This is a genomic window from Blastococcus sp. TF02-09 (assembly GCF_003319105.1).
Lineage (GTDB): Bacteria > Actinomycetota > Actinomycetes > Mycobacteriales > Geodermatophilaceae > Blastococcus.
The window spans coordinates 51231-76187 of record NZ_QOHH01000001.1 but is presented as its reverse complement, the minus strand read 5'-3'; the positions used below and the strand labels follow the sequence as shown (position 1 = coordinate 76187).

Sequence of the window (24957 nt, the reverse complement as noted above, 5' to 3'; positions counted from 1 at the left end):
CCGCTCAGAGGTTGCGGCCGCAGGTGGGCCAGGCGCCCTTGCCCTGGGTCGCCAGCACCCGCTCGGCGACGGCGATCTGCTCCTCCCGCGTGGCGAGGTCGGCCCGCGGGGCGTAGGCGCCGCCGCCGTGGCCGGTCCAGGTGCCGGCGGAGAACTGCAGGCCACCGTAGTAGCCGTTGCCGGTGTTGATGGACCAGTTGCCGCCGGACTCGCACTGCGCGACGGCGTCCCAGTCGCGGCGGGAGACCGGCACCGGCGCGGGCGCCGCCGGTGCCGGTGCCGGTGCCGGCGCGGCGGCGACCGACGGCCGGGGCTCCGGAGGAGCGGGAGCGGGCTCGGGGGCCGGCGCGGGCGCCGGGCGGGCCGCTCGCGAGGCGGCCTGCTCGCGCTGCAGGTCCACGATCTCCGCGCGGGCCGACTCCAGCCGGGACCGCAGGTCGGCCTGCCGCGTCTGGAAGGCGGCGGACGCCTGCCGGGCCTCCGCCTGTGCCTCCTGCGCGGACGCCAGCGCGGCCGCGGCCTCCCGTTCGACGTCGGCGGCCTCGGCCAGCGCCCCGTCCGCGGAGGCGGCGCTCTCCTCGGCGTCCTGCTGCACGGCGGTGAACCGGTCGAGGGCGGCGCTGCGCCCCTGGCCGGCGGCATCGAGCAGCGCCGCGCGCTCGAGCATCTGCGCCGGACCGGTGGCGGTCAGCAGCGCGCGCATCCCGGCCGACGCGGTGCCGTCGATGTAGCTGCGCCGCGCGAACGCGGCCAGCTCCGTCCGCGCGGACTCGACCTCGGCCGCGGCGCCGTCGGCGGCGGCGCGGGCGCGCCCGGCGGAGGCCCGGACCTCCGCCAGCCGGGCCTGCTCGGCCTCGTACCGGCCGAGTGCGGCCGCGGCGTCGGCATCGGCCCGGTCCAGCGCGGCCCGCACGCTGCCCTCCTCGGTGAGCAGCTCGCCCACCTGGGCGGCGGCCGCGTCGGCGGCCTGCTGGGCGGCCGCGACGTCGTCGTCGGACGGGGCCGCGGCGGCCGTTCCGGTGGCTCCCGCCACCCCGAGCACGAGTGCGACGGTGACCACGACCGCCCGGCACCTCGCTGGTCGTGATCCGCTGATCCGCTGCACCCGCCACCCTCTCGTCGGCCGTCGCTCCCGGACCAGCGTCCCTGCGTTCGGGAGTCCGTGCACAGCTCGGCGCCGGCCCCGGCGCCCGTTTCGGCGGCCTGGCCTGGTCCTTCGCCGACCGGAAATTTCGCTCCGCCACGGGATGGCCCCGGGCGCGCCGCCGCCGTCCGCGGCCGGAGCGGCAGCGGACGACGGCGGCCGGGTTCACGGCGTGTAGGTGACCTGCTCGGCGATGAGCAGCATCTGCTCCCGGGTGAGCTCCTGCGGGCCCACGAGCAGGAACATCGGGCCGTCGGGGATCTGGCCGACCAGCTGCCAGAAGTCCGGGTTGCCCTGGCCCGCCACGAGCCTCAACCGGCCCTCGAGGCCCTTGACGGTCACCGGCTCGACCGGGGCCGCCAGTTCCGTGCCGGTGAGCGCGGTGTCGACCGTCAGCCCGCCCTCCCGGCCGATCAGGCTCAGGCGCAGCAGCAGCTGCGGATCGGTGTCGCTGACCAGGTCCAGGCTGCGGCTCTCCTCGTATCCCCCGATCGACCAGCCGGCCGGTGCCAGCCCGAACTGCAGCCCCACGGGCTGGGGCCGGTCGACGACGGACTTCGCCACGCCGACCGCCGCGGCAGACGTGCCGTAGACCCCCTCACCGAGCAGCTGGACCCACGTGCCGTCGCCCCGTTCCCAGAGCAGGGTCACGTAGCCGTTGCCGCCCCGGACCTCGGCCGGCGGGCCGTCGACGGTCACGGCCGCGGTGCCGGTGACCGGCTCGTCGAGCGACCAGTCGTCGGCGTCCGGCCACGTCCGTGGGTCCTCCTGGAAGAGCCGGACCAGGACCCGGTCGCCGTCCGGGGAGGAGTAGTCCGCGCTGTGGACCAGGGGTTGCCCGGGGTAGTAGGCGACCCCACCCCACCGGCTGAACGTCGCGGTGAGCCCGGTGGGCACCGGGTCGAGGGAGAACGGGAAGGTGGCCTGCTCGGCGGCCACGAGGCTGAGGCCGGCCGCGGGCGCCTCCGCCGTCGGGGACGGGAGCGCCTCCCGGGTCGCGGGCCGGTCGGCCGGGGTGACCAGGACGGCGACGGCGAACGTCGCGGCGATGGCCGTCACCGCGCCACCGGCGCGCAGGAGGACCTTCCGACGCGGGCGTCGCCGCACGTGTGCGTCGGCCACCAGCTGGCGGGCGGCGAGCACGGACGCCGGCTCGTCGGCCGTGGTCCGGAGCTCGGCGAGGAAGTGGTCGGGCAGGGCGGGCAGGTCGGTGTCGCGCACGACGGCGGCCCCGTCCAGGAGGGCGTCCAGCTCGCGGTCGGTGGTCATCGGAGGTTCTCCTCGGGGGAAGCGGACAGGGCGAGAGCGGTGCGGAGCCGGCCGCGGGCGCGATGCAGGCGCACCCGGACGGTGCCGGCGGGGAGGCCCAGCGCGGTGGCGACCTCGGCGGGGCTGAGCCCTTCCCAGGCGACCAGCGTGAGCAGCTCGCGGTCCTCCTCGGACAGGGCCAGCAAGGCGGTGCGCACCCGCCGGGCGTCGACGGACTGCTCGTGCACGACCGCCGGGTCCGGTACGGCGCCGGGATCGAACGCCGCGGCCAGGCGCTCGCCCAACCGGCCGGCGCGTCCGGTGCCGCGCAGGGAGTTGGCCAGGCAGTTCCGCGCGATGCCGAACAGCCAGGGGCGGGCGTCGCCGGGATCGGGCGGCAGCTCGGTCCGGCGTCGCCACGCGGTCGCGAACGTCTCGGCGACGACGTCGAGTGCGTCCTCGCGGGACGCCGCGCGCCGGAGCGCGTAGCCGAGGACCGCGGTGCCGCACGCGCGGTACACCCGTTCGAAGTCGTCACCGAGCTGGTCGGGGCGGGTCATGTCTGGTGGTGGCCCTTGCATCGCGATCACGTGGAGTACATGTCCGGTTGCGCTCCAGCGTTACAGGGCGGTCCCGGGAACTCCTCGCCGGGCAGCTCACCCCCGGACGGCGGCCAGCAGTCGCCTCCGGGCCTCCGCCAGCGAGGGGCCGTACCAGGTGAGGTCGCGCCCGGAGACCAGCACCGTCCGGACGCCGGGGAACGCCTCGGGCCCGTCGTCGGCGGTGAAGGCGTACGGCTCGTCGGGCAGCAGCACGGCGTCCAGACCGGCGTCGCGCAGCCGGGCCGGGTCGACGCGGGGGTAGCGCTCGGCGTCGTCGGCGAAGGCGTTGCGGAGCCCCAGCCGGGCCAGCACGTCCCCGGCGAAGGTGCGGCTGCCCACCACCATCCAGGGGTCCCGCCAGATGGGGACGGCGACCCGCAGCTCCGGCTCCGGTGCGGGCTGCGCCCACTGCGCCGCGGCGGTGCGCAGCCATTCCGGCCCCCCCACGTCCAGCACCTCGGTGACCAGCCGGCGCATCGAGGTCAGCGCCTGGTCGAGGGACTCGATGACGGTGACCCATACCGGGATGCCGGCCGCGCGGAGGCGCTGCACGTCCAGCTGCCGGTTCTCCTCCCGGTTGGCGATCACCAGGTCGGGGGCGAGCGCGGCGATCGCGGCGCGGTCGGGGTTCTTGGTGCCTCGCACCCGGGCCACGTCGAGGCCGGCGGGGTGGGTGCACCAGTCGGTGGCGCCCACGAGCCGGTCGGGCACCGTGACCGCCAGCGCCTCGGTCAGCGACGGCACGAGCGAGACCACCCGCCGCGGCGGCCGAGGCAACCCGACCGCCGTCCCCAGGTCGTCGTGGAGGCCCGTCATACGTTGCGGCGGTACTGGCCGCCCACCTCGAAGAACGCCTCGGTGATCTGCCCCAGGCTGCACACCCGGACGGTCTCCATCAGCTCGGCGAAGACGTTGCCGCCCTCCATCGCCACTCGCTGCAGCCGGGCCAGCGCCGCGGGTGCCTCCGCGGCGTGGGCCGCGTGGAAGGCCGCCAGCCGGTCCAGCTGCGAGCGCTTCTCCGCCTCGGTCGCCCGCGCCAGCTCGACGGGGGCCGGCGGGGCGTCGCCGCGGTCGGGCGCCAGGAAGGTGTTGACGCCGATGATCGGCAGGCTGCCGTCGTGCTTGCGGTGCTCGTAGAGCATCGACTCGTCCTGGATGCGGCCGCGCTGGTAGCCGGTCTCCATCGCACCCAGCACTCCCCCGCGCTCGGCGATCCGGTCGAACTCCGCCAGCACCGCCTCCTCGACCAGGTCGGTGAGCTCCTCGATCACGAACGAGCCCTGCAGCGGGTTCTCGTTGCCGGCCAGCCCCCACTCCTGGTCGATGATCCTCTGGATGGCCAGGGCCCGGCGCACGGACTGCTCGCCCGGCGTCGTCACCGCCTCGTCGTAGGCGTTGGTGTGCAGGCTGTTGGCGTTGTCGTAGATGGCGCACAGCGCCTGCAGCGTGGTGCGGATGTCGTTGAAGTCCATCTCCTGCGCGTGCAGCGACCGGCCCGAGGTCTGCACGTGGTACTTGAGCTTCTGCGACCGCTCCCCCGCGCCGTACTTCTCCCGCATCGCGACGGCCCAGATGCGGCGGGCGACGCGGCCGATGACCGAGTACTCGGCGTCCATCCCGTTGGAGAAGAAGAAGGAGAGGTTGGGCGCGAAGTCGTCGACGTCCATCCCGCGCGCGAGGTAGCTCTCCACGTAGGTGAACCCGTTGGCCAGGGTGAAGGCGAGCTGGCTGATGGGGTTCGCCCCGGCCTCGGCGATGTGGTAGCCGGAGATGGAGACCGAGTAGAAGTTGCGGACGCCGTGGTCGATGAACCACTGCTGGATGTCGCCCATGCAGCGCAGCGCGAACTCGGTGGAGAAGATGCAGGTGTTCTGGCCCTGGTCCTCCTTGAGGATGTCGGCCTGCACCGTGCCGCGGACGGTGGCCAGCACCCAGGCGCGGATCTCCTCGGCCTCGGCGGCGTCGGGCTCGCGCCCCTCCTCCTCGCGGAACCGGGCCAGCCGCTGGTCGATCGCGGTGGTCAGGAACATCGCCAGGATCGTCGGCGCCGGCCCGTTGATGGTCATGGACACCGACGTCGTCGGCGCGCAGAGGTCGAAGCCGTCGTAGAGCGCCGTCATGTCCTCGACCGTGGCGATCGAGACCCCCGAGGTGCCGACCTTGCCGTAGACGTCCGGGCGCGGGTCGGGGTCGCGGCCGTACAGGGTCACCGAGTCGAACGCGGTCGACAGCCGGGTCGCCTCGCTGCCGGCCGACAGCAGCCGGAACCGCCGGTTGGTGCGAAACGCGTCGCCCTCGCCGGCGAACATCCGGGCCGGCGCCTCCCCGGCGCGCTTGAACGGGAAGACGCCGGCGGTGAAGGGGAAGGCGCCGGGCAGGTTCTCCGCGCGGAGGAAGCGCAGCAGCTCGGCGTCGTCCCGGGTGCGAGGCAGCGACACCCGGCGGACGGCGGTGCCCGACAGCGTGGTGCGGGTCAGCGGGGTGCGGACCTCGGTGCCGCGGACCGCGTAGCCGTACTCCTCCCCCGCGTACGCCTCGACCACGGCGGGCCACCCGTCGAGCAGCCCGCGCACGTCGGGCAGCAGCTCGGCCGCGGCCGCTTCCGCGGCGAGGCGGGCGGCCTCGGCGGCGGCCCCGTCGAGTACCTCGGCCGCGGTGGTGAGGTGCTGCCGGCGGCGCGCCACGTCGGCCTGCGCCGCGGTGACGGCGCGGTAGCCGCGCACCGCCTCGCTGATCTCGGCCAGGTAGCGGGACCGCTGCGCGGGGACGACGCTGGTCAGCCCCGACGAGGCCCGGACGTCGACGTGCGGGAGGACGCCGGTGCCGACGGGCAGCCCGGCGTCGGTCAGCAGCCCGCGCAGGTGCTGGTACAGCGCGGTGACGCCGTCGTCGTTGAAGCGCGCGGCGCTGGTGCCGAAGACCGGCATCTCCTCCCACGGCACCCCGAACGCCTCGCGGTTGCGCACCAGCTGGCGGGCGACGTCGCGGCGGGCGTCCTCCGCCCCCCGCCGCTCGAACTTGTTGATCGCCACGACGTCGGCGAAGTCGAGCATGTCGATCTTCTCCAGCTGCGAGGCGGCGCCGAACTCCGGCGTCATGACGTACAACGAGACGTCGCTGAACGGGACGATCGCGGCGTCGCCCTGCCCGATGCCCGGCGTCTCCACGATGACCAGGTCCACGCCGGCGGCCTGGACCGCCGCGATCACGTCGCCGAGGTGCTCGGGCACCTGGGCGCCGGCGGTGCGGGTGGCCATCGAGCGGAAGAAGGTGCGGGAGCCGGCGACGTCCAGGGCGTTCATCCGGATGCGGTCGCCCAGCAGCGCCCCGCCGCCCCGCCGCCGCGTGGGGTCGACGGCGAGGACGGCGACGCGCAGCTTGTCCTCCTGGTCCAGCCGCAGCCGGCGCAGCAGCTCGTCGGTCAGCGAGGACTTCCCGGAGCCGCCCGTGCCGGTGATGCCGAGGACCGGGACGCGGCGACGCGCGGCCGCGGCGCGGAGCTCCTCGGCCAGCCGGGGGGAGCGACCGCTCTCGAGCACCGTGACGGCCCGGGCCAGGGCGGCGGGGTCGCCCGCGAGCACCGCGTCGACGTCGGGCTCCCGAGCCGCGAGGTCGACGTCGCAGGCGCGGATGAGCTCGTTGACCATGCCGGGCAGGCCGAGGCGCTGGCCGTCCTCGGGCGCGAAGATGGTGACGCCCCGCGCCCGGAGCGCGGCGATCTCGTCGGGCACGATGACGCCGCCCCCGCCGCCGAACACCTGCACGTGTCCCGCCCCGGCCTCGGCCAGCCGGTCGACGAGGTAGCCGAAGTACTCGACGTGCCCGCCCTGGTAGGAGGAGAGGGCCACGCCCTGCACGTCCTCCTCGAGTGCCGCCCGGACGACGGCGTCGACGCTGCGGTCGTGTCCGAGATGGACGACCTCCGCGCCCTGGCTCTGCAGCATCCGCCGCATGATGTTGATCGATGCGTCGTGCCCGTCGAAGAGGCTCGCTGCGGTCAGGAAGCGCACGGGGTGGACCGGCGTGTGCAGGGGCGGCGCCTGGCGTGTGGTCGCGGTCACGTCCGCACCGTACGGCGGAACTAGTAGGACGTCCACGTATCTCCGGCGTGCCGTCTCTGGCCTCACTCCCCGGTGCAGCCGCGCGGGCCGACGTTCCGCCGGGGTGAGGCGCGGCGGAACGTCACGTCGAGCGGCTGGACCCCGGCTCCCGGGCAAGGGCTCAGCAGCGCTGGACGATCGGAGGGCGCCCGGCACGGATCGCAGAACCAGAGCGGCGTTCTAGCAATGCGGGGATCGCCCGCGTAGGTTGCGACGTACATCACGTGCCCCGCAGGGAGTTGCCCATGACCACCATCGAGGCCGCCGCCGGCTCCGCTCCGACCTCCGACGTCCAGCACGTCGACGTGCTCGTCGTCGGCGCGGGCATCTCCGGCATCGGCGCCGCCTACCACCTGCAGCAGGAGCAGCCGGGGCGCAGCTTCCTGCTCCTCGACGCGCTCGACGCGCGGGGTGGCACGTGGCGGACGCACCGCTACCCCGGTGCGCGGTCCGACAGCGACCTGTTCACCTTCGGGTACGGGTTCAAGCCGTGGCGCGGGCCCTCGATCGCGACCGCCGACGAGATCCTCGCCTACCTCGACGAGGTGATCGAGGAGAACGACCTGGCGCAGCACATCCGCTACCGGCACCGGGTCACCGCCGCGAGCTGGTCGTCGGAGGAGCGCCGCTGGACCGTCGAGGTCACCCGGGAGGACACCGGCGAGCAGCTGCGGTTCACCACCGACTTCCTGTGGATGTGCCAGGGCTACTACGACCACGACAAGCCCTTCCAGCCGCAGTGGGAGGGCATGGACGCGTTCCGCGGCCAGATCGTGCACCCGCAGAAGTGGCCCGACGACTTCGACGCCACCGGCAAGCGGGTCGTCGTCATCGGCTCGGGCGCGACCGCGGCGACGCTGATCCCCGCCATCGCCGAGACCGCCAAGCACGTGACGATGCTGCAGCGCTCGCCGACGTTCTTCCTCGCCCGGCCGAAGGTTTCCGAGCTGCTCGAGCAGCTGCGGGCGCTGGACATCCCCGACGAGTGGATCCACGAGATCATGCGCCGCGCCTCCTTCAAGCTGGGCGAGGAGCTGTGGCGCATGTCCATCGACACCCCGGACGCGCTGCGCGAGTACCTCATCGGGGAGATGCGCCCGCAGCTGCCCGAGGGCTTCGACATCGACAAGCACTTCAACCCGACCTACCGCCCGTGGCAGCAGCGCCTGGCCGTCGTCCCCGAGGGCGACATGTTCACCGCGCTCCGCGAGGGCCGCGCGTCCGTCGTCACCGACACCATCGAGCGCTTCACCGCAACAGGCATCCGGCTGACCTCGGGCGAGGAGCTCGAGGCCGACGTCGTCGTCACCGCCACCGGGTTCGACCTGTCGCTGTTCGGCAACGTCGCCTTCACCGTCGACGGCGAGCCGGTGGACTTCACGCAGCAGGTCACCTACCGCGGCCTCATGATCACGAACGTGCCGAACATGGCCTACGTCTTCGGCTACTTCCGGGCCAGCTGGACGCTGCGCGCGGACCTGGTGAGCCAGTTCGTCTGCCGGCTGCTGACCAAGATGGACGAGCAGGGCACGCCCGTCGTCGTCCCCCAGCTGCGGCCCGAGGACGCCGACATGCCGCTGCTGGACTGGTCGGACCCGGAGAACTTCAACCCGGGCTACGTGATGCGCTCCCAGCACCGGATGTTCAAGCGCGGCGACCGGGAGCCCTGGACGCACCACAAGGAGTACACCGAGGAGCGCGCCGTCCTGCCCGCGGCCGACCTCGACGACGGGCTCGTCTACCGCCGCTGATCCCCCGCCACCCCACGTCCCGACCCACCCTCCAGGACAGGAGAACCACCCGTGCCGGTCGACCCGCACATCGCCGCACTGCTCGCCATGGCCGAGCAGTCCGACCTGCCGCCCATGTACGAGAACGCGCCGGACGTCGGCCGCGCCCAGTACCTGGCGATGACCGCCGGGCTGCGCAGCCCCGAGCACGTCGTCCCCGTGGCGAGCACCGAGGACATCACCGTCCCCGGCGCCGAGGGCGACCTGCCGGCGCGGGTCTACCGGCCCGAGGGCGAGGGCCCCTTCCCCACCGTGGCGTTCTTCCACGGCGGCGGCTGGGTCATCGGCGACCTGGAGACCCACGACAACATGGCCCGGCACGTCTGCCGCGACGCCGAGGCCGTCGTCGTCTCCGTGGACTACCGGCTGGCCCCGGAGCACCCCTTCCCGGCCGCCGCGGACGACGCGATCGCCTCGGCGCGGTGGATCGCCGCGAACCGGGACCGCTTCGGCGGGGACGACCGGCTCGGCGTCGCCGGTGACAGCGCGGGCGGCAACCTGGCCGCCGTCGTCGCGCAGACCCTGCACGCCGAGGGCACGCCGCTCACCGCGCAGCTGCTCATCTACCCCGCCGTCGACGCCGAGGGCGAGTACGCCTCCCGGGTCGAGAACGCCCGCGGCTACTTCCTCGAGCAGCCGACCATGGACTGGTTCTACGGCCACTACGCCGGAGCCTGGGAGGACGCCAAGGACCCGCGACTGGCCCCGCTGCACGCCGACCTGACCGGCCAGCCGCCGGCGGTGATCGTGACGGCGGAGTTCGACCCGCTGCGCGACGAGGGCGAGGCCTACGGCGAGGCGCTGAAGGCCGCGGGCGTGGAGGTCGACGTCACCCGGTACGACGGCCTGATCCACGGCTTTTTCGACATGGGCGGCCTCTCCCCCGCCGCGAAGTCGGCGATCGAGGAGAGCTGCGGGAAGTTCCGGAAGCTCCTCCACGGCTGACAGCAGGACCCCGTCAGTCGCCGGTGGTGGGCGGCTCTGCACCAGGCCTCTGCGGCGGGGCCGCCCACCACCGGGCACGCCAGTCCGGCGCGTCCCATCCCTCGAACACGTAGATCGACTCTGCAGCCACCTTGTCGCCGCGGAACTCGAGGATGTCGAGGGCCTGCTGCCAGGGCCCGCCGTCGTACCGGAACAGCAGCTCGGCGATCCAGACGTCGGCTGCCCCGCGGAGGCGCCGCACCTGGTACTCGACGCGGGCCGGGTAGCGGCTGCGCCAGGGGAGGAAGGCGGCCACGCCCTCGAAGCGCTCGCCGGACTGCGGGAACTCCAGGACGGCGTCGTCGAGGTAGATGCTGTGCGCGGCCGTTTCGTCGCCCGCCGCGCTGTGGGTCAGGTAGTGGTCGAGCACCGCTCGGACGGCGGCATGTTCCATGGGCGGCGATGGTCCTCGCGCCGCCCGCCGCGCTCAATGTCCGCGGTCGCGGGGTCGCGTCACGCCTCGGCCGAGGTCTCCCCGGCCCGCCACGGCTCCCCCGGACCGGCGGCGGTGAGGATGCGCCGGCTGATGTCGACGAGCTGCCGGCGCTGTGCCGCGGTGAGGGGCGAGAGCACCAGCTGCCGGACGGTCGCGACGTGCCCGGGCATGGCCTGCTCGACGGTGTCCTGGCCGAGGTCGGTGAGGGTCGCCAGGGTGTAGCGGCCGTCGGTCGGGTCGGTCGCGCGACGGACCCACTGCCGCTGCTCCAGGCGGGTCACGGCGCGGGACAGCCTCGTCAGCGAGCTGTTCGCGTAGCCCGCCAGCACGCTCAGGCGCAGGGTGCGCTCAGGGGCCGTGGAGAGCGCGTACAGCACCCCGTACTCGAAGTGGGTGAGCCCGGCGTCGCGCTGCAGCTGGGCGTCGAGCAGGGGCGGCAGCCACTCCAGCACCGTCGCCAGGCCGGACCACGTCCGCAGTTCGTCGTCGGTGAACGCACCCGGGCCGGCGGCCTCAGCCATGTCGTGGGCGGCGGGGACGGCACATGCCCCGAGCCTAGTTCACTTGCTCAGGCAAGTCACCTGTAGCTTCACTTGCCTGAGCAAGTGATCGGGACGAGGAGTGGACATGGATCTGCAGCTGGCGGGCAAGCGGGCGTTCATCAGCGGGTCGACGCGGGGCATCGGCTACGCCGTCGCCCGCGCCCTGGCCGCCGAGGGCGCGGCGGTGGTCCTGCACGGCCGCACCCCTGACGGCGTCGACGACGCCGTGCGCCGTCTCCGTGCGGACGAGAACGGCGCCGAGGTGACAGGGGTCGCCGGGGACGTCGCGGACGACGACGAGGTGCGCCGCCTCGTCGGTGCAGTGGGCGACGTCGACGTCCTGGTGAACAACGTCGGAGTCTTCGAGCTCCGGGACTTCACGGCGAGCACGGACGAGGACTGGCGTCGCGTGCTGGACGTCAACCTGATGAGCGCCGTCCGGCTGTCGCGGCAACTGCTCCCCGGGATGCTCGAGCGGGGGTGGGGGCGCATCGTCATGGTGAGCAGCGAATCGGGGGTCGACGTCCCTGCGGACATGATCGACTACGGGGTCAGCAAGGCCGCGCTGCTCGCCCTGGGCAACGGCCTGGCCAAGCTCACCCGCGGCACCCAGGTCACCGTCAACTCCGTCCTCGGGGGCCCCACGTACAGCGACGGCGTCGCGGCCGCCGTCCGCCACGTCGCCGAGCTGCAGGGGCTCTCGGAGGAGGACATGAAGGCGGCCATCGCCGCCGGCAACACCAGCTCGCTGGTGCAGCGCTTCCTCCAGCCGGCCGAGCTGGCCAGCCTGGTCGCCTACCTCGCCAGCCCGCTGGCCTCGGCCACCAACGGCGGCGCCCTCCGCGCGGACGGTGGCCGCCTGGTGCAGATGCTCTGAGGAGGACCACCACGGGACACATCGCTGCTCGATCCGCACCGCTGCATGCCCAGGGCGGGCCGTCCTGCCAGGATCACCGGGTGCATGACCACGAGCGCCGAGCGCGACGGCACCCGCGGATCCGGTTGTCGTTGGTCCTGGCAGCCGTGCTGGCGGCGGGCGGATGCACCGACCCGTCTGCCGAGGCTGACGGCGCCGCGACGTCGAGCGCGTCGGGAACGGCGCCGTCGACGGCGTCGGACTCCTGCCCGGCCTCGGGGGCGCGGGTCGGCGTGGGGCCGGTGGATGCCGCGACGGGCGAACGGGCGGTGACGCTGTCGCTGGTCAACTGCGGCTCCGCTCCGCACCCGGTTACGGGCTATCCCGGCCTCGAGCTGCTCGACGAGGAGCGGCAGCCGATCGAGGTGGAGGTGGTCGAGACCCCGGACCCGATCGGCACCGGTGCGGTCACCGGTCCCACCCCGCTGACCCTCGGGCCCGGCCAGCGGGCGCAGGCGGTGCTGCTGTGGCGGAACACGGTGGAGCTGGGGGCGGCGAATACGCCGGGCTCGTACCTCGCCGTCACGCCGTCGCCGCAGGAGCAGCTGCAGGTCGTGGCCCTGCAGGTCGACCTGGGAACCACCGGGCGGCTCACCGTGGGCCCCTGGACGCCGGCGACCTGACGAGGAACCGGTCGAGCAGCGGCGCCAGCCGCCCAAGGCCCCTGAACCGGTGCCGTTCCCGCTACCTTCGCCTCGTCACCGCCGAGCGCGAAGGAGCTCCCGATGCCGTCTCGACTCAACCCCTACCTCGGCTTCGCGGGCAACGCCCGGCAGGCCATGGAGTTCTACCGGGATGTCTTCGGCGGTGAGCTGGCGGTCGACACCTACGGCGGGAGCGGGATGGCCGCTCCGGGCGACGAGGACAAGGTCATGCACGCTCAGCTCGAGACGCCCTCGGGCTACACGCTCATGGCCTCCGACGCACCGGCCGGCATGGAGGCCCGTGGCGGCAGCGACATCTCCGTCAGCCTCAGCGGGGACGACGCCGAGCTGCGCGGCTACTTCGAGAAGCTCTCCGACGGCGGTTCGGTCACCATGCCGCTGGAGAAGCAGGTGTGGGGCGACGAGTTCGGCATGTGCGTCGACCCCTTCGGCGTCCAGTGGATGGTCAACATCAGCTCGACCGCGTGAAACTGGGCGTCGGCCGCGCTGGTCCCCGCCGGTGAGCCCGGACCGGACAACGCGGTCACCGTCGGGCCTGGGTCGACGATCCGGACGCAGGACGCGGAGGTAGCGTGCGGTCACCGACGGGAAGGGCTGGGCGATGACTGTCGCGTTCCTGGTGACGACGCTGGTGGTAGTGGCCACGCCGGGGACGGGCGCGGTGTACTCGATCGCCGCCGGCCTTGCACGCGGCGCCAAAGCGGGCCTCGTGGCCGCTTTCGGGTGCACGCTGGGAGTCGTCCCGCACATGGTCGCTGCGATCACCGGGTTGGCGGCGATCCTGAACGCCAGCGCGGTCGCCTTCCAGACGGTCAAGTGGCTCGGTGTCGCCTACTTGCTGTACCTGGCATGGCAGACGATCCGTGAGACGGGCGCCATCACGACCGACACCGACGCCCGCCCGGTGCCCTCGTGGCGGGTGATCCGCACCGCGGTGCTGATCAACCTGCTGAACCCGAAGCTCACGATCTTCTTCTTCGCCTTCCTGCCGCAGTTCGTGCCCGCGGGAGCCGCCAACGCCGCCTGGCACATGACCGGGTTGAGCGTGGTCTTCATGGCAGCCACGTTCGTCGTGTTCGCCCTGTACGGGGTGTTCGCCGCCACGATGAGAGCGCAGGTCATCAGCCGCCCGAGGGTGATGGCCTGGCTGCGCCGCAGCTTCGCCGCCACCTACGTGCTGCTGGCCGGCCGCCTGGCCGTGGAGGGCCGCTGAGCGATCCTTACTCGGGCACTTGACGGCCAGGCCCACGTTGGGTCGTCTGTTTTTCCGCAGCCGCCCAGCCTGCCGAACAACCCGGCTGGTGCCGGCAGGCAGACTCAATCGCTCATGCTCGCGCTGAGCGCCGCAGTCCGGGGGACGCTCAGATAGCTCGGCGGTGCTGCGCCAGCCCAGCCGGAAGAGGGTTGGTTGCTGGAGGATTCTGTACGACATTTGTCGAACGCTCGGTAGAGTGAGCCCATGCCTCCATCGATCGGCTTTCGTCCGACGCCTGACGACGAGCGCATCCTGCGTGAGGCGGCGAAGCCTGGCGAGAGCACCTCCGACACGCTGCGCCGCGCGCTACGGCTCCTAGACCACGAGCGCTGGTTGACACAGTTCCGCGCTGACAGCGAGGCACTGAAGGGCGAGGACGTCAACACGGAGCCAGAGGCCTGGTGATCCGCGGGGCGGTCTACCGGATCGATCTGGGTCGCCCGCGAAGCCACGAGCAGGGTGGGAGGCGATTGGGCTTGGTCCTGTCCCCGTCGGACTCGCCGTTGTCCGTGGTCACCGTGATCCCGACCTCCACCTCCGCTGGCACGTCCATCCATCGTCCTGAGCTCGAGATCGCTGGTCGGCTCTCGCGCCTGCTGGTCGACCAGATCCGCTCGATCGACGTGGCCTACGTCATCGGCGACCCCGTCGACTACCTCACTCGGGATCACCTCGCCGAGGTCGAGTTGGCGGTAGCCCACTACCTCGGAGTACAGGCCGCCAGCCCACCCCAGTCCCCATAGGTCGTCGCCCGTCGAGAGATCTTCCACCGGTCACGCACTCCAAGCCGCGAATGCGTGGAAAGTTCAGACCCAGCCGTTCGCGGTGGGCGACGACTCGATCGTTGAGAGCCGACGACTGTCGCAGGAACGGGTTCAGAGACCCTCGATGAGGAGCTGCTCGAGGAAGTCGGGCGCGGAGACCACGACGAAGCCGGCGACGGTCGCGCCGACGGTGAGCAGCAGAGTCAGCAGCGAGCCGCGATTGCGCCGGGTCGCGACCGTGAACAGGACGATGGCCAGCACGATGTCGGTAGCCACGGCCACGTCCATCCCCCAGCCGGACAGCCGCCGGTAGGCATCCCCGAGGAGCAACCCGAGCGGCACGGCGGTCGCGACAGCTCCTCGCCAGTCTGGGCGGCCGGCAGTGGAGCCGATCAGTCCAAAACCGACACCTGCGACGGCGGCGAGCACCAGCCACAGCTGGATGTCGCCCCAGTTGATATGACGCTGGCCGAATCGCCCCAGCGAATGTCGTGGCCAACCTTGAGGCCGATGAAGAAGGTGACCACCCCGGCGGCAAGCGACGTGACGGAGGCGCCGATCGCCACCATGGGCGGCCGGCCAAAGGCGACCGCAACGGCCAGCGCCACCCACGGGCCCAAGACGTGCGCCAGCGGCCGCCACGGGTCGTTGTAGTAGGCGTAGACGACCACGACAGCCAGGGCCACCGCGACCAAGGCCGCGGGCACGAGCGCCCGAACCAGCTCGCCCGCACGGCTGAATCCTGCCCGCCGCGCGTCTCGACTTGTCTCCATCACGGGCCCCCGTTCACGATCCGTGGCCGTGTTCGCCATCCCGCATAGGGTGGCAGGGCCGGCCCGCACGGGTGAGCGTGCAAGTCGCACAGCAGTCACTACAAGACTGACCGGCCTTGCTTGCGTCCCGTGACGCCAGGCCTACGGCCTCACGAGCGGCTGAGCGCACGCACCTGAGGCTGTACTGAACATGGCGGGAGAGACCGGGCCCCGTCGTTGACGGGGCGTGCCCACCACCTTCGAGGTGTACCGCACGCCGATCGTCCATGAGGACGGCCCCGGCAGTACGAGTAGGGGCCTACCCTGCACGGATGACGCTTGACGGCCGCGCTGTACTGGTCACCGGGGTCAGCCGTAGCGGCGGCATCGGTGCGGCGGTCGCCAATCGTCTGGCGGCCGATGGGGCGACGAAGTTGTTCTTGACCGGTTGGGCGCCGCACGACAGTGGCCAGCCCTGGGGCGAGGATCCCGGCGGTGGCCAGGGTGTCGCTGAGGTGCTGCGCGGCGACGGGGTCAGCGTGGAGTTTCTGTCAGCGGACTTTGCAGACCCCGACGCCGCGCAGCAGGTGATGGCGGCGGCTACCTCGGCGTTCGGGCGAGTGGACGCGCTGGTGGCCAACCATGCGCGCAGCTCGCGGCAGTCGCTGGCGACGCTGACCGCAGGCGAGCTGGACGCCTCTTTTGCAGTGAACGCCCGTGCGACGCTGCTGCTGATGCGTCACTTTGTCGAGCAGCACGATGGGTCGCCGGGCGGGCGGGTGGTGCTGTTCACCTCCGGGCAGTACCACGGGGCGATGCCTGAGGAGCTGCCCTACATCGCCTCCAAGGCAGTCGTCCAGCAGCTAACCGCCTCGCTTGCGGTTGAGCTCGCGCCACGCCAGATCACCGTTAACTGCGTCAACCCCGGGCCCAACGACACGGGCTACGCCACTGGGGAGCTGCGCCGCCGAGTGGAGCACGCGATGCCCGCAGGACGGTGGGGGCGACCGGAGGACACCGCGCGCCTCGTCTCTTGGTTGCTCAGCGACGAGGCAGACTGGGTGACCGGCCAAACCATCGCCTCCGACGGCGGTTGGTCTGCCCGCGGCTCGAGCTGACCGCGCCGTAGGCCGAACCCGCTACGGCCACGTTCTGCGCGACTTCAGCAGCGCGACTCGCTGTCTCGCCGGGGATCGCTCAGCGGGAATGGTCAGGACCCGGAGGACGAGGCGGTCCAATACTCGACGAACCGGCCGTCTGCCACGCGCAGGATGTCGTTGCCGAAGAAGGAAATGTTGCCCTCCGGGGTGACGCCGCGACCGGTCCAGCGAGCGGCGACCAACTCCCCGTCGATGATGGGCCCCACCGCTAGCTCAAAGGTGAGCTCGGTGAACATGCCGCGGGTCTCGGCGATGGTGGCGGCCAGTTCGTCGGGCCCGTGGACGTCCCGGTTAGGCCAGTGCCCGACGAAGTCCTCACCAACGAGTTGCTCGGCTGCGCCTGGATGGCCGGCCCAGAGCTCATCGAGCCACCGGCGGTACAGATCCCGGGCTGAAGACGAGGTCATGGGGCCAGACCACCGGAGCGGCGGTTGCCCCGCAAGCCGAACCCTGCTGCGGCGGTGTGTCCGCGGATGAGCGCTCCGGTGACGACCGGTCTGCCGGCCATGCCGGTGGCACCAAACACGGCGAGCGTCATGGGTGGCGTGGGCCTTTCGTGAATGGTGCAGTCTGCTGCCCGGCGAGAAGGGCGGCTAGGGCGAGGACGAAGCCGGTGGACTGCAGGGGCGTGAGTTTTTCGCCGAGCAGACACAGCCCGAGGGCTGCGGCGACGAGCGGAGAGAGCAGGACGAGCAGGGCCGTGGCGGTCACGGGGAGCCGGCGGATGCCCGCGAACCAGAGGGTGTAGGCGAGGAGTCCGCCGACCAGCCCGAGCCACAGGTACCCGCCGATCGCGGGCGCGTCGACCTGACCAGGGACGCCCTCTAAGAGCAGGCTCGGGAGCAAGGCCAGGCCTCCGGCGGTGAGCTGCCATCCGGCGAAGGTGAGTGCGCCGACACCGTCGGGGCGGCCCCAACGCTTGGTGAGCGTGATGCCCAGGCCCACGGACGCCGCGCCGGCCAGGCCAGCGAGGACACCGATCGGGTCGAGCGCGGCGTCGGGCCCGAGGACGACCAGGGCCACGCCGAGCACGCCGACGACTCCCCAGCCCACCCGCCAGCCAGAGAGTCGTTCGCCGAGGACGACGACGGCGAGAAAGGCCACGATGATCGGCTGGATGGCTCCCAGCGTCGCCGCGGCGCCGCCGGGCAGCCGCTCCGCGGTGACGAAGAGCAGCGGGAAGAAGGCGCCGATGTTGAGCGTGCCCAGCACCGCGGCCTTCCACCACCAGTCGCCGTGGGGCAGGGTGCTCGAGATGGCTAGCGCCAGGAGTCCGGCCGGCAGGGCTCGGACCAGCGCGGCAAACATCGGATGACCGGCCGGCAGCAGCTCGGTGGTCACAATGTAGGTGGTGCCCCACACCGCCGGGGTGACGGCGGTGAGCACCGTCAAACCAGCGCGACCTGGGGCTCGGGTCTGGGCCTCAGGGGCCGTCGTGGCGCTCACCCACTCATCGTGTTGCCGCCCGCACCGATGAGTCCAATGCATTGTTGTCATCGCATCGATGTACCGGCACGATCATCCGGTGGAGTTGCGGCAGCTGAGGTATGTGGTGGCGGTGGCGGAGGAGGCCAGCTTCACGCGCGCCGCTGCACGGTGCTTCGTCGTACAGTCAGCGCTCAGTCACCAGGTCAAGGCTCTCGAGACGGAGCTGGGTGTGGCGCTGTTCGCCCGCACCAGCCGGCGGGTGGAGCTCACCGCCGCGGGTGAGGCGTTCCTGCCCGCGGCGCGGGTGAGTCTGCAGGCCGCGGATCGCGCCGCGGTCGACGCGGCGGCCGCGGCCGGACAGGTGCGCGGACGCCTGACGGTCGGCGTCATCCCGACGGTGACCGCCGTCGACCTGCCCGCCACGCTGGGACGCTTCTACCAGGCGCACCCGCAGGTCCGGATCACCCTGCAGGTCGGCGGCAGCGATGACCTGCAAGCAGCCATCGCACGCGGTGAGGTCGACGTGGGCCTGCTCGGGCTGCCGAAGAGTCGGGAACCAAGAGGCGTCGCCTGGCGACTGCTGGCCAGCGACCAGCTGATCGCCGTTGCCAGCCGCGACCACCGGCTCGCCGAACGCCACGAGGTGCGGCTGGCCGACCTCGCGCAGGAGGTCTTCATCGACTTCCCGGCCGGAACCCCCGGACGCGTCCAGAGCGACCTGGCTTTCTCCGCGGCAGGACTCGACCGCGACGTCGCCTTTGAGGCCATGGCCACCGACCTCATGATCGGGCTGGTTCGCCAGAACCTGGCAATCACGCTCTTGCCCTCGAAGTTCTCACCCACGGAACCCGGGCTGGTCGCAATCCGCGTCGTCGACGGGCCCGCCCGCGCCGAGTACCTCGCCTGGAGCGACTTCAACCCCAGCCCCGCCGCCCGAGCATTCCTCGCCGTCATCGAGCCCCCGAGCCAATCGCCGTGAGCTGCGGGACACTCCAGCCGTGGGTCGCCTGCCCCGAGGTGGCGGAGGTAATCGCAGCGACCACCGTCTACCGGTGCTGGCTGGGCGGTGGCAGCCCGGCAGGGTGGTGGAGTATCGATAACCCGCACCGACTGATTCGCGCACCGCCGCGAGGATCGCCTCGGTATGGCCCGCCGCGGCCAAACCCGGCAGGCTCGACCCATCAACGCGCCGGGAGGCCGCGATGCCGCATACGCGGATGTTCGACGAGGACGACCCGACCCTGGCCCGGCTCAGGCACCTGGCGCTGGCATTCCCAGACGCCGCCGAGAAGGTGTCGCACGGGCGCCCAACATTCTTCACCACCAAGGTGTTCGCCTACTACGGCGGGTCGGTCAAGCGGGCCGGCGGCCACGAGCAGCACGACACGGCGGCGATCGTCCTGCTCGACGAGCACGAACGTGAGGCCGTCCTCGAGACCCCACGGTTCTTCGTGCCCGCCTATCTGGGTCCCTACGGGTGGGTCGGTGTGGACCTGGACGAGGCGGCGGACTGGGACGAGGTCGGCGAGCTGCTCGACACGTCCTACCGGCTCACCGCGGGGCCGCAGCGGGTCGCCGCGCTGGACGCCGGTCAGCGGGCCGGGTCGGCCGAGCCGGTCCGGCCGCCGGTCAGGTCCCGCCGGACGAGAATCTCGCCATCCTCGTCGACGTCACCAAGGGGCACCAAGCCGAGCCAGTGGTAGAACCCGGCCGGCCCGCTCACGCCGCACGATCCCTCGGAGAGGCCGTCACGGCTGGCCCGGCGGTCCCGTAGGGGATGAGCTAGCGGGACGGCATGCTGTGCGCTGTCGCGCGAAGGCCGGCTTCGGGTGTTCCGAGCCCAGAGTGCGGCGCCCTCGCCGGAGGCGGCTACAGCATCCTCGATCGCGGCCGGCGTCCGCGATGTCGCTCATGGAAGTACTTCGTCGTCCGCGTGCCGTCCGAGCCCACGGGCGTACTTGCGCATGATGTCGCTCATCCCTTCCGTATTGCGGTCGACCTGAAATGCGGTGCGAGGGAAGTCGAGCGGCTTCTGCAGGGCCCAGATCTCGTCGTGGCGGTCGGGTGGGTAACAGGTGGCCGGGTCGCCGACGGCGACCCACGAAATCGGTACTGTCTCCCCTTGGGGGATGCGGGTATTGATGTGGACGACAGCGTTGATTCGCAACTCGGTATCTGCCTCGATGCAGGCGCCGTTGAGCACGGTCACGCCGCGAGCGATGTAGGCGCGGTCCCGCACCTCGCATCCCGAGAGGTAGGCATGCGGACCGACGAGCACGTCGTCGCCCAGCGAGAGAGGTGAACCGGGGGTGCCGCGCAGCACGGCCCCCTCCATGACAATGCAGCCGTTCCCAAGGGTCACCGGCCCGCCTTCGGCGGTGAGCACAGCCCCGTAAAGGACGCGGCAGCCCGGCCCGACGCTCACGTCCCCGGACAACACGACGTTGGGCGCGACGTAGGCCGTGGAATCAACAGCCGGGGTGCCACCTCGGTGCCTGACGTGCACTGTGAGCCTCCAGATCTCGGGCATGGTGAGCGGATGGGCGCCTCGGAAGAGGCAGGACAGCGCCTCAGGTCGGGGCGGGTATGCCTGTATTTTGAACCGCGCCGGGACTTATGAAGGCTTGGAAATGCCCTCGGCTCGGTCATGTTTCAAACGACTCGTCACAAGGCTGCGGCGCTCGGTGCGAGCATGAGCGGTTGAGTCCGGCCGCCGGTACGAGCCGGGCGTTCCGCGGGCTGGACCGCTGGGAAACAACCCGACGACCCATCGCGGGGCTGACCGCCAATGTCGAGGAGGGTTCCTCTGCGGGACGGCAGTCGAGGTCTCGTGTTTGCTTGTAGTCAGGACGGTGGTGGCAGGACCGCAGGGCGGGCGCCGGGCCGCTCCATGAGCGTGGAGCCTGGCGGAGCGAAGCCGAAGTCGGCGTATAGGCCGTGGGCGTCAGCGGTGTGCAGCAGCCATCGGAAACCCCGGCCTGCGCCGCGTTCGATCATGGCGTTCACCAACCGGCGGCCTAGCCCACGTTTCCGGTGCTCTGGTAGGACGAAGACGTCTGCCAGGTAAGCGAAGGCAACCCCGTCGGATATCGCACGGGCGAATCCGACCATGTCCTGTCCCCGGTAGGCCCCGACAACTCGCCAGGCGCCGCGGACCTGGCGGGCGACGTCGTCGCGTGTGCGCCAGCGGCCCCAGTAGGCCGCACTCGAGAGGAAGTGCCACACGACGTCGAGGTCGACGCGGGCGGGGTTGTCGTCGATGGCGTAGTCCGCCGACAGTGGCTGCTGCACGTCTGTACCTCGCTGCTTCGTGGCGCTCAGCGGCCGGCGCCCGAGGGCGCGAAGATCGCCTCGCACAATTGGGTCTGGGTCCGTTGCGCCGCCATCGTCGGCTGACGAGCCCCGAGGTGCCTCGGGGATTGCCCTGGCGCCTGTCGTTAGCTGGGCCGATTGCGGCGTCACTCGATCGCGGAAAGCCTTCATGCCGATTGGTGGAGCGGCTTCCAGAATCGGGCACCTCGGTCGCACACGTCCTCGTACCCGACGTGGCGGTAGACGGTGTGGGCTTGCTCGCGACTGCGGTGGCTGGTCACCTCCATCCCGTCGCACTTCCATTCTCGGGCAGCCGTCTCCGCGGCCTTGAGCAGAGCACTGCCGACCCCGGTGCCGCGGGCGGACTCGGTGACGACCAGGCTCTCGATGCGCGCCCAGCGTCCGTCTCGCTCCAGATAGGGAACGGCATGCACCGACAGACAGCCCACGACCTGTTGATTTGCTGTGGTGGCCACCAGCACTCGGCTGTGCCGATCACCCAGCCAGGTCGCCAGGCGCTCGCGCACGCGCTCCGGCGTACTCGGATACCCAAGCTCGCCGAGCAGAGCGGCGACCCGCTCGGCGTCGCCAGCTTCGACCTCACGGATTAACGTGACCACGGCTCTGTTCCTCCCGCTGCGGTGACCGACGTCCGTGCCGCGGACCTGACTGGATCGGACTTCGGGTCCTTGCGACACGGTGTCGGCGAGGGGAGGACCACGGGCTATGGGGTGGGCTCGGTGGTGATGCGTCCGGTGGGTCCGCCGCGCGCTGGCGCTGCGCCCGGCCCGAGGTGAGGTGGCCGGCGGCCAGCACCGTCGCGGCGACGGTTCGTCTCACGGTCGCCAAGGTTCGGCCGAGCTCGCGGACGGCGACCTGCGTCGTGGGAAGGCTCGAAGTAGGAGCCGGTACACCCACAAAGCCACGAGTCGAACCAGGCGGTAGCAGTGAACGCTGACAGCCAGTAGCACTACCATTAGCTGACATGGTTGACGGTAGCAGCAGTACCGCTCGGGTCGCTGCGGACCTGCGCAACCGGGCCGCAGCGACGCAGCCGGGTACTCGTCTGCCATCCTCTCGAGCGCTCATGGCGCAATTCGGCGTCGGCCCGGGCACCGTCGCGCGGGCCGTCGGCCGCCTGATAGCGGAGGGCGTCCTCGTCACCGAACCCGGGCGGGGCACCTTTGTGGCTCACCGGCTCAGCTCGGCGTCGCGACAGGCGCATTCAGACACCGACTGGCAGACCGTGGCTCTCGGGGAGGCTCCGGTCGACGGCCGGGACGTGGCCGCCCTCAACCAGCCTGCGGCCCCGGGCGTGCTCGTGCTTTCCACGGGCTACCCGTCGGCTGACCTGCAGCCGCTGGCCGCCCTCACCGCAGCTGCCGTGCGCGCCGCGCGCCGGCCCGGCGGGTGGGCGCTCGCCCCTGCCGCAGGGCTGCCCGAGCTGCGCTCCCTGCTTGCCGCAGCAGTGGGTGCCGACCCCGGTGACGTTCTCGTAATCCCCGGCGGGCAAGCCGGGCTATCCACGGCGATGCGCGCGCTCGCCCCGCCGGGCGCGCCGGTACTGGTCGAAGTCCCGACCTACCTCGGCGCGCTCGCTGCCGCGCGAGCCGCGGGACTACATCCCCTCCCGGTGCCTACCGACGCCGGCGGGTTGCGCGCAGACTTGCTGCCCGCAGCATTCGCGACCACCGGCGCGCGGCTGCTCTACGTCCAGCCCACCTACGCCAACCCAAACGGCACGGTGCTCGAACCTGAACGGCGCCAACAGATCCTTGCCGCCGCGCGCGACGCAGGGGCGTTCGTCCTCGAGGACGACTGGGCGCGATACCTGGCCCTCGACGCGCCCGCCCCACCACCCCTCCTCCACGATGACGTCGACGGGCACGTGGTGCACCTGTCTTCGATGTCCAAAGCCGCCGCCCCCAGCCTGCGCATCGGCGCGCTCGTCGCCCGCGGCCCCGCCGCCGCCCGCCTTGCCACGGTGCGGCTCGTCGACGACTTCGGCGTGGCCCGCCCTCTGCAAGAAACCGCCCTGCAACTCCTCGGCGCCCCCGCGTGGCCGCGACATCTCAATCAGCTCACCACGGCGCTACGCCGACGGCGGGACCACCTCAGCGCCGAGCTGTACCGGCACCTACCGCAGCTGTTACCGCCCGTCCTGCCGCGCGGCGGCCTGCATCTGTGGTCGCGGCTGCCACCCGACGTCGACGACGCCGAACTAACAGCCCGCGCCCGCGCCCACAATTTGCTCATCGGAGCGGGACGGCCCTACTTCGTCACCGAACCGCCCGCACCCCACTTGCGCCTGACCTACGCCGGCGCCAACGAGGAGCAGCTCACTGCGGGGGTGCGACGCCTCAGAGAACTCATCCCGTAAGCCGAACGCCGACCGGTGACAGCAGGCGCGGCGTGCCACTCAAACCATGACGTCCCGATAGACCCGCCCGGTGATCTTTCCGGAGACGGGACGTCATACGGACAAGTCGCCGCAGACCAACCGAGGTCGGCAGCGGAGTGCGGCACGATCCGGACTCGGGGCGGTTCTCGCCGGGCTCTCGCCAGTCAGCGAATCAGCGGGCGGCCGGCGCCGGGGGCTTGGCGGGGAGGGCCTTGATCTGCTCGACGAACTGCTCGAAGTCGACGTCGCCCGCCGTCAGCGCCCGGCGGCTGGTGACCAGTGACTTGGGCCAGTTCACCGTCACCGAGCCGATCAGCCGGCCGTCGTCGTCGGAGTAGAGGACCGCCGCCCGCGCCGGGTCGGACCCCAGGTCACCGACGACCTCGTACCGCCCACCGCGCGCGGCATGCCCGACGATCTGGAGCTTCCAGTCGTACTGGTCGCTCCACACGTACTCGAGCGGGCTGTAGGGCTGCAGGTCGTCGGGGTGCACCATGTTGTGCGCGACCGCGGCGGCCTGCTCGACGGCGTTCGTCCAGTGCTCGAGGCGCACGTCGGCCGGGTAGCGCGGGTCCTGCCAGCGGGCGACGTCGCCCACCGCCCAGACCCGCTCGGAGTCCACCGCCCGGCAGTACCGGTCGCAGACGACGCCGTTGTCGACCAGCAGCCCCGAGTCGGCCAGCCACCCGTCGTTGGGCACCGCCCCGATGCCGACGAGCACCGTGGCCGCACTCAGCGTCGACCCGTCGGTGAGCCGCACGGCCAGGTTGCCGGCGCTGCCGTCGATGCCCTCGACGCCGACGCCGAAGCGCGTGTCCACGCCGTGCCTGCGGTGCAGCTCCTCCAGCGGTCGGCCGACCTCGGGGCCGACCAGCCGGGCCAGCGGCGTCGCCAGCGGGTCGACGACGGTGACGGCGTGCCCGAGCGTGCGGATGGTGGCGGCCGCCTCGGCACCCACGACACCACCGCCCACGACGACGACCGCTCCCCCGGTGGCGAGGTCCGCCCGGAGCGCGTCGACGTCGGCCAGGGTGCGGATGACGTGCACACCGGAGTCCGCGGGCCACGGTGAGGGCCGGGCGGCGGCCCCCGTGGCGACGACGATGTGGTCGAAGTCCAGCGCCGTGCCGTCGGCGAGCAGCACCTGCCGCGCCGCGACGTCGAGGCGCACGGCCGCGACCCCCAGTCGCAGCTCGATCTCCGCGCTCGCCGCCGCCTCCGGGGTGATCAGCGCGAGCCGGTCGAGCTCCCACTCCCCCGCCAGGTACTGCTTGGACAGCGGCGGCTTGTCGTAGGGCTCGTGCGGCTCCTCACCGACGAGGACGATCCGGCCGGCGAAGCCCTCGCGGCGCAGGGCCTGCGCGGTGCGCACCCCGCCGGTCGACGAGCCGACGACGACGACGGTCTCCGTGGTCACGGGTGGAACCCACTCTCTGGTGCAGGGCGGCGCTGGACGTG

Annotated in this window: 27 protein-coding genes; 12 read left to right on the top strand and 15 right to left on the bottom strand. The window is 72.1% G+C overall.

Annotation, left to right across the window (positions count from 1 at the left end; all coding sequences use genetic code 11):
- Nucleotides 1-4: 4 nt before the first annotated feature.
- From DQ239_RS21240 to icmF, 5 genes are all read right to left on the bottom strand, one after another.
- Nucleotides 5-1060 carry a transglycosylase family protein gene (locus tag DQ239_RS21240; protein WP_304541133.1) on the bottom strand — a complete coding sequence of 352 codons (1056 nt, stop codon included), beginning with the start codon at nucleotides 1058-1060 and terminating at the stop codon, nucleotides 5-7.
- 249 nt (nucleotides 1061-1309) lie between these two features.
- Complete coding sequence (locus DQ239_RS00365) at nucleotides 1310-2413, bottom strand: hypothetical protein (protein ID WP_113832294.1); 1104 nt, start codon at nucleotides 2411-2413, stop codon at nucleotides 1310-1312.
- Nucleotides 2410-2952, bottom strand: a complete 543-nt coding sequence (locus DQ239_RS00360) for a sigma-70 family RNA polymerase sigma factor (RefSeq protein ID WP_113832293.1) — start codon at nucleotides 2950-2952, stop codon at nucleotides 2410-2412. Before DQ239_RS00360 ends, DQ239_RS00365 begins: the two co-directional genes overlap by 4 nt.
- Before the next feature lie 96 nt (nucleotides 2953-3048).
- Complete coding sequence (locus DQ239_RS00355; RefSeq protein ID WP_113832292.1) at nucleotides 3049-3810, bottom strand: helical backbone metal receptor; 762 nt, start codon at nucleotides 3808-3810, stop codon at nucleotides 3049-3051.
- Nucleotides 3807-7055, bottom strand: a complete 3249-nt coding sequence (icmF, locus tag DQ239_RS00350; protein WP_113832291.1) for a fused isobutyryl-CoA mutase/GTPase IcmF — start codon at nucleotides 7053-7055, stop codon at nucleotides 3807-3809. Before icmF ends, DQ239_RS00355 begins: the two co-directional genes overlap by 4 nt.
- A gap of 284 nt (nucleotides 7056-7339) precedes the next feature.
- Between icmF and DQ239_RS00345 the strand changes: the two genes are divergently transcribed.
- Together DQ239_RS00345 and DQ239_RS00340 are read left to right on the top strand one after the other, a co-directional pair.
- The gene (locus DQ239_RS00345; RefSeq protein ID WP_113832290.1) at nucleotides 7340-8845 is read left to right on the top strand and encodes an NAD(P)/FAD-dependent oxidoreductase; all 1506 of its coding nucleotides are present in this window, start codon (nucleotides 7340-7342) and stop codon (nucleotides 8843-8845) included.
- Between the two features lie 51 nt (nucleotides 8846-8896).
- Nucleotides 8897-9829 carry an alpha/beta hydrolase gene (locus DQ239_RS00340; protein ID WP_113832289.1) on the top strand — a complete coding sequence of 311 codons (933 nt, stop codon included), beginning with the start codon at nucleotides 8897-8899 and terminating at the stop codon, nucleotides 9827-9829.
- 13 nt (nucleotides 9830-9842) lie between these two features.
- On the opposite strand, the gene DQ239_RS00335 is transcribed toward DQ239_RS00340, so the two are convergent.
- Together DQ239_RS00335 and DQ239_RS00330 are read right to left on the bottom strand one after the other, a co-directional pair.
- Nucleotides 9843-10262, bottom strand: coding sequence for a nuclear transport factor 2 family protein (locus DQ239_RS00335; protein WP_113832288.1), 420 nt, complete (start codon nucleotides 10260-10262; stop codon nucleotides 9843-9845).
- 59 nt (nucleotides 10263-10321) lie between these two features.
- Nucleotides 10322-10825, bottom strand: a complete 504-nt coding sequence (locus DQ239_RS00330; protein ID WP_113832287.1) for a MarR family transcriptional regulator — start codon at nucleotides 10823-10825, stop codon at nucleotides 10322-10324.
- Between the two features lie 106 nt (nucleotides 10826-10931).
- Between DQ239_RS00330 and DQ239_RS00325 the strand changes: the two genes are divergently transcribed.
- From DQ239_RS00325 to DQ239_RS00300, 6 genes are all read left to right on the top strand, one after another.
- Entirely contained in the window at nucleotides 10932-11723 is a 792-nt protein-coding gene (locus tag DQ239_RS00325) for an SDR family oxidoreductase (protein ID WP_113832286.1), read from the top strand.
- A gap of 80 nt (nucleotides 11724-11803) precedes the next feature.
- Nucleotides 11804-12385, top strand: coding sequence for a DUF4232 domain-containing protein (locus DQ239_RS20215; protein WP_348519315.1), 582 nt, complete (start codon nucleotides 11804-11806; stop codon nucleotides 12383-12385).
- 102 nt (nucleotides 12386-12487) lie between these two features.
- Nucleotides 12488-12895 carry a VOC family protein gene (locus DQ239_RS00315; RefSeq protein ID WP_113832285.1) on the top strand — a complete coding sequence of 136 codons (408 nt, stop codon included), beginning with the start codon at nucleotides 12488-12490 and terminating at the stop codon, nucleotides 12893-12895.
- A 133-nt stretch (nucleotides 12896-13028) separates the two neighbouring features.
- On the top strand, nucleotides 13029-13640 hold the full coding sequence (locus tag DQ239_RS00310; protein WP_113832284.1) for a LysE family translocator: 612 nt from the start codon (nucleotides 13029-13031) through the stop codon (nucleotides 13638-13640).
- Between the two features lie 246 nt (nucleotides 13641-13886).
- Nucleotides 13887-14087, top strand: coding sequence for a hypothetical protein (locus tag DQ239_RS00305; RefSeq protein ID WP_113832283.1), 201 nt, complete (start codon nucleotides 13887-13889; stop codon nucleotides 14085-14087).
- Nucleotides 14084-14425: a type II toxin-antitoxin system PemK/MazF family toxin gene (locus DQ239_RS00300; protein WP_113832282.1), complete on the top strand. Its 342-nt coding sequence runs from the start codon at nucleotides 14084-14086 to the stop codon at nucleotides 14423-14425. The genes DQ239_RS00305 and DQ239_RS00300 overlap by 4 nt, the downstream gene beginning before the upstream one ends.
- A gap of 132 nt (nucleotides 14426-14557) precedes the next feature.
- On the opposite strand, the gene DQ239_RS00295 is transcribed toward DQ239_RS00300, so the two are convergent.
- Entirely contained in the window at nucleotides 14558-14875 is a 318-nt protein-coding gene (locus DQ239_RS00295) for a DUF6518 family protein (RefSeq protein WP_233488585.1), read from the bottom strand.
- Nucleotides 14839-15258: a hypothetical protein gene (locus tag DQ239_RS00290; RefSeq protein ID WP_147251928.1), complete on the bottom strand. Its 420-nt coding sequence runs from the start codon at nucleotides 15256-15258 to the stop codon at nucleotides 14839-14841. The genes DQ239_RS00295 and DQ239_RS00290 overlap by 37 nt, the downstream gene beginning before the upstream one ends.
- Nucleotides 15259-15530: 272 nt before the next feature.
- On the opposite strand from DQ239_RS00290, the gene DQ239_RS00285 reads away from it, so the two are divergent.
- Entirely contained in the window at nucleotides 15531-16316 is a 786-nt protein-coding gene (locus tag DQ239_RS00285; RefSeq protein ID WP_113832279.1) for an SDR family oxidoreductase, read from the top strand.
- A 92-nt stretch (nucleotides 16317-16408) separates the two neighbouring features.
- On the opposite strand, the gene DQ239_RS00280 is transcribed toward DQ239_RS00285, so the two are convergent.
- Nucleotides 16409-16765, bottom strand: coding sequence for a nuclear transport factor 2 family protein (locus tag DQ239_RS00280; protein WP_113832278.1), 357 nt, complete (start codon nucleotides 16763-16765; stop codon nucleotides 16409-16411).
- A gap of 127 nt (nucleotides 16766-16892) precedes the next feature.
- On the bottom strand, nucleotides 16893-17744 hold the full coding sequence (locus DQ239_RS00275; RefSeq protein ID WP_233488582.1) for an EamA family transporter: 852 nt from the start codon (nucleotides 17742-17744) through the stop codon (nucleotides 16893-16895).
- 118 nt (nucleotides 17745-17862) lie between these two features.
- On the opposite strand from DQ239_RS00275, the gene DQ239_RS00270 reads away from it, so the two are divergent.
- Nucleotides 17863-18765: a LysR family transcriptional regulator gene (locus DQ239_RS00270; protein ID WP_199582416.1), complete on the top strand. Its 903-nt coding sequence runs from the start codon at nucleotides 17863-17865 to the stop codon at nucleotides 18763-18765.
- Nucleotides 18766-18988: 223 nt separating this feature from the next.
- Nucleotides 18989-19489 carry an MmcQ/YjbR family DNA-binding protein gene (locus tag DQ239_RS00265; RefSeq protein ID WP_113832275.1) on the top strand — a complete coding sequence of 167 codons (501 nt, stop codon included), beginning with the start codon at nucleotides 18989-18991 and terminating at the stop codon, nucleotides 19487-19489.
- Nucleotides 19490-19695: 206 nt separating this feature from the next.
- Here DQ239_RS00265 and DQ239_RS00260 read toward each other — a convergent pair whose 3' ends face one another.
- The 3 genes from DQ239_RS00260 to DQ239_RS00250 all read right to left on the bottom strand — a co-directional run bounded on the left by DQ239_RS00260 (nucleotide 19696) and on the right by DQ239_RS00250 (nucleotide 21718).
- Nucleotides 19696-20316: a gamma carbonic anhydrase family protein gene (locus DQ239_RS00260; protein ID WP_113832274.1), complete on the bottom strand. Its 621-nt coding sequence runs from the start codon at nucleotides 20314-20316 to the stop codon at nucleotides 19696-19698.
- Nucleotides 20317-20630: 314 nt separating this feature from the next.
- The gene (locus DQ239_RS00255) at nucleotides 20631-21077 is read right to left on the bottom strand and encodes a GNAT family N-acetyltransferase (protein ID WP_233488580.1); all 447 of its coding nucleotides are present in this window, start codon (nucleotides 21075-21077) and stop codon (nucleotides 20631-20633) included.
- Nucleotides 21078-21265: 188 nt separating this feature from the next.
- On the bottom strand, nucleotides 21266-21718 hold the full coding sequence (locus DQ239_RS00250) for a GNAT family N-acetyltransferase (RefSeq protein ID WP_199582414.1): 453 nt from the start codon (nucleotides 21716-21718) through the stop codon (nucleotides 21266-21268).
- Nucleotides 21719-22083: 365 nt separating this feature from the next.
- Here DQ239_RS00250 and DQ239_RS00245 point away from each other — a divergent pair, with 365 nt between their 5' ends.
- Nucleotides 22084-23478 carry a PLP-dependent aminotransferase family protein gene (locus tag DQ239_RS00245; RefSeq protein ID WP_113832272.1) on the top strand — a complete coding sequence of 465 codons (1395 nt, stop codon included), beginning with the start codon at nucleotides 22084-22086 and terminating at the stop codon, nucleotides 23476-23478.
- A gap of 193 nt (nucleotides 23479-23671) precedes the next feature.
- Here DQ239_RS00245 and DQ239_RS00240 read toward each other — a convergent pair whose 3' ends face one another.
- On the bottom strand, nucleotides 23672-24916 hold the full coding sequence (locus tag DQ239_RS00240; protein WP_113832271.1) for an FAD-dependent oxidoreductase: 1245 nt from the start codon (nucleotides 24914-24916) through the stop codon (nucleotides 23672-23674).
- Nucleotides 24917-24957 lie beyond the last annotated feature (41 nt).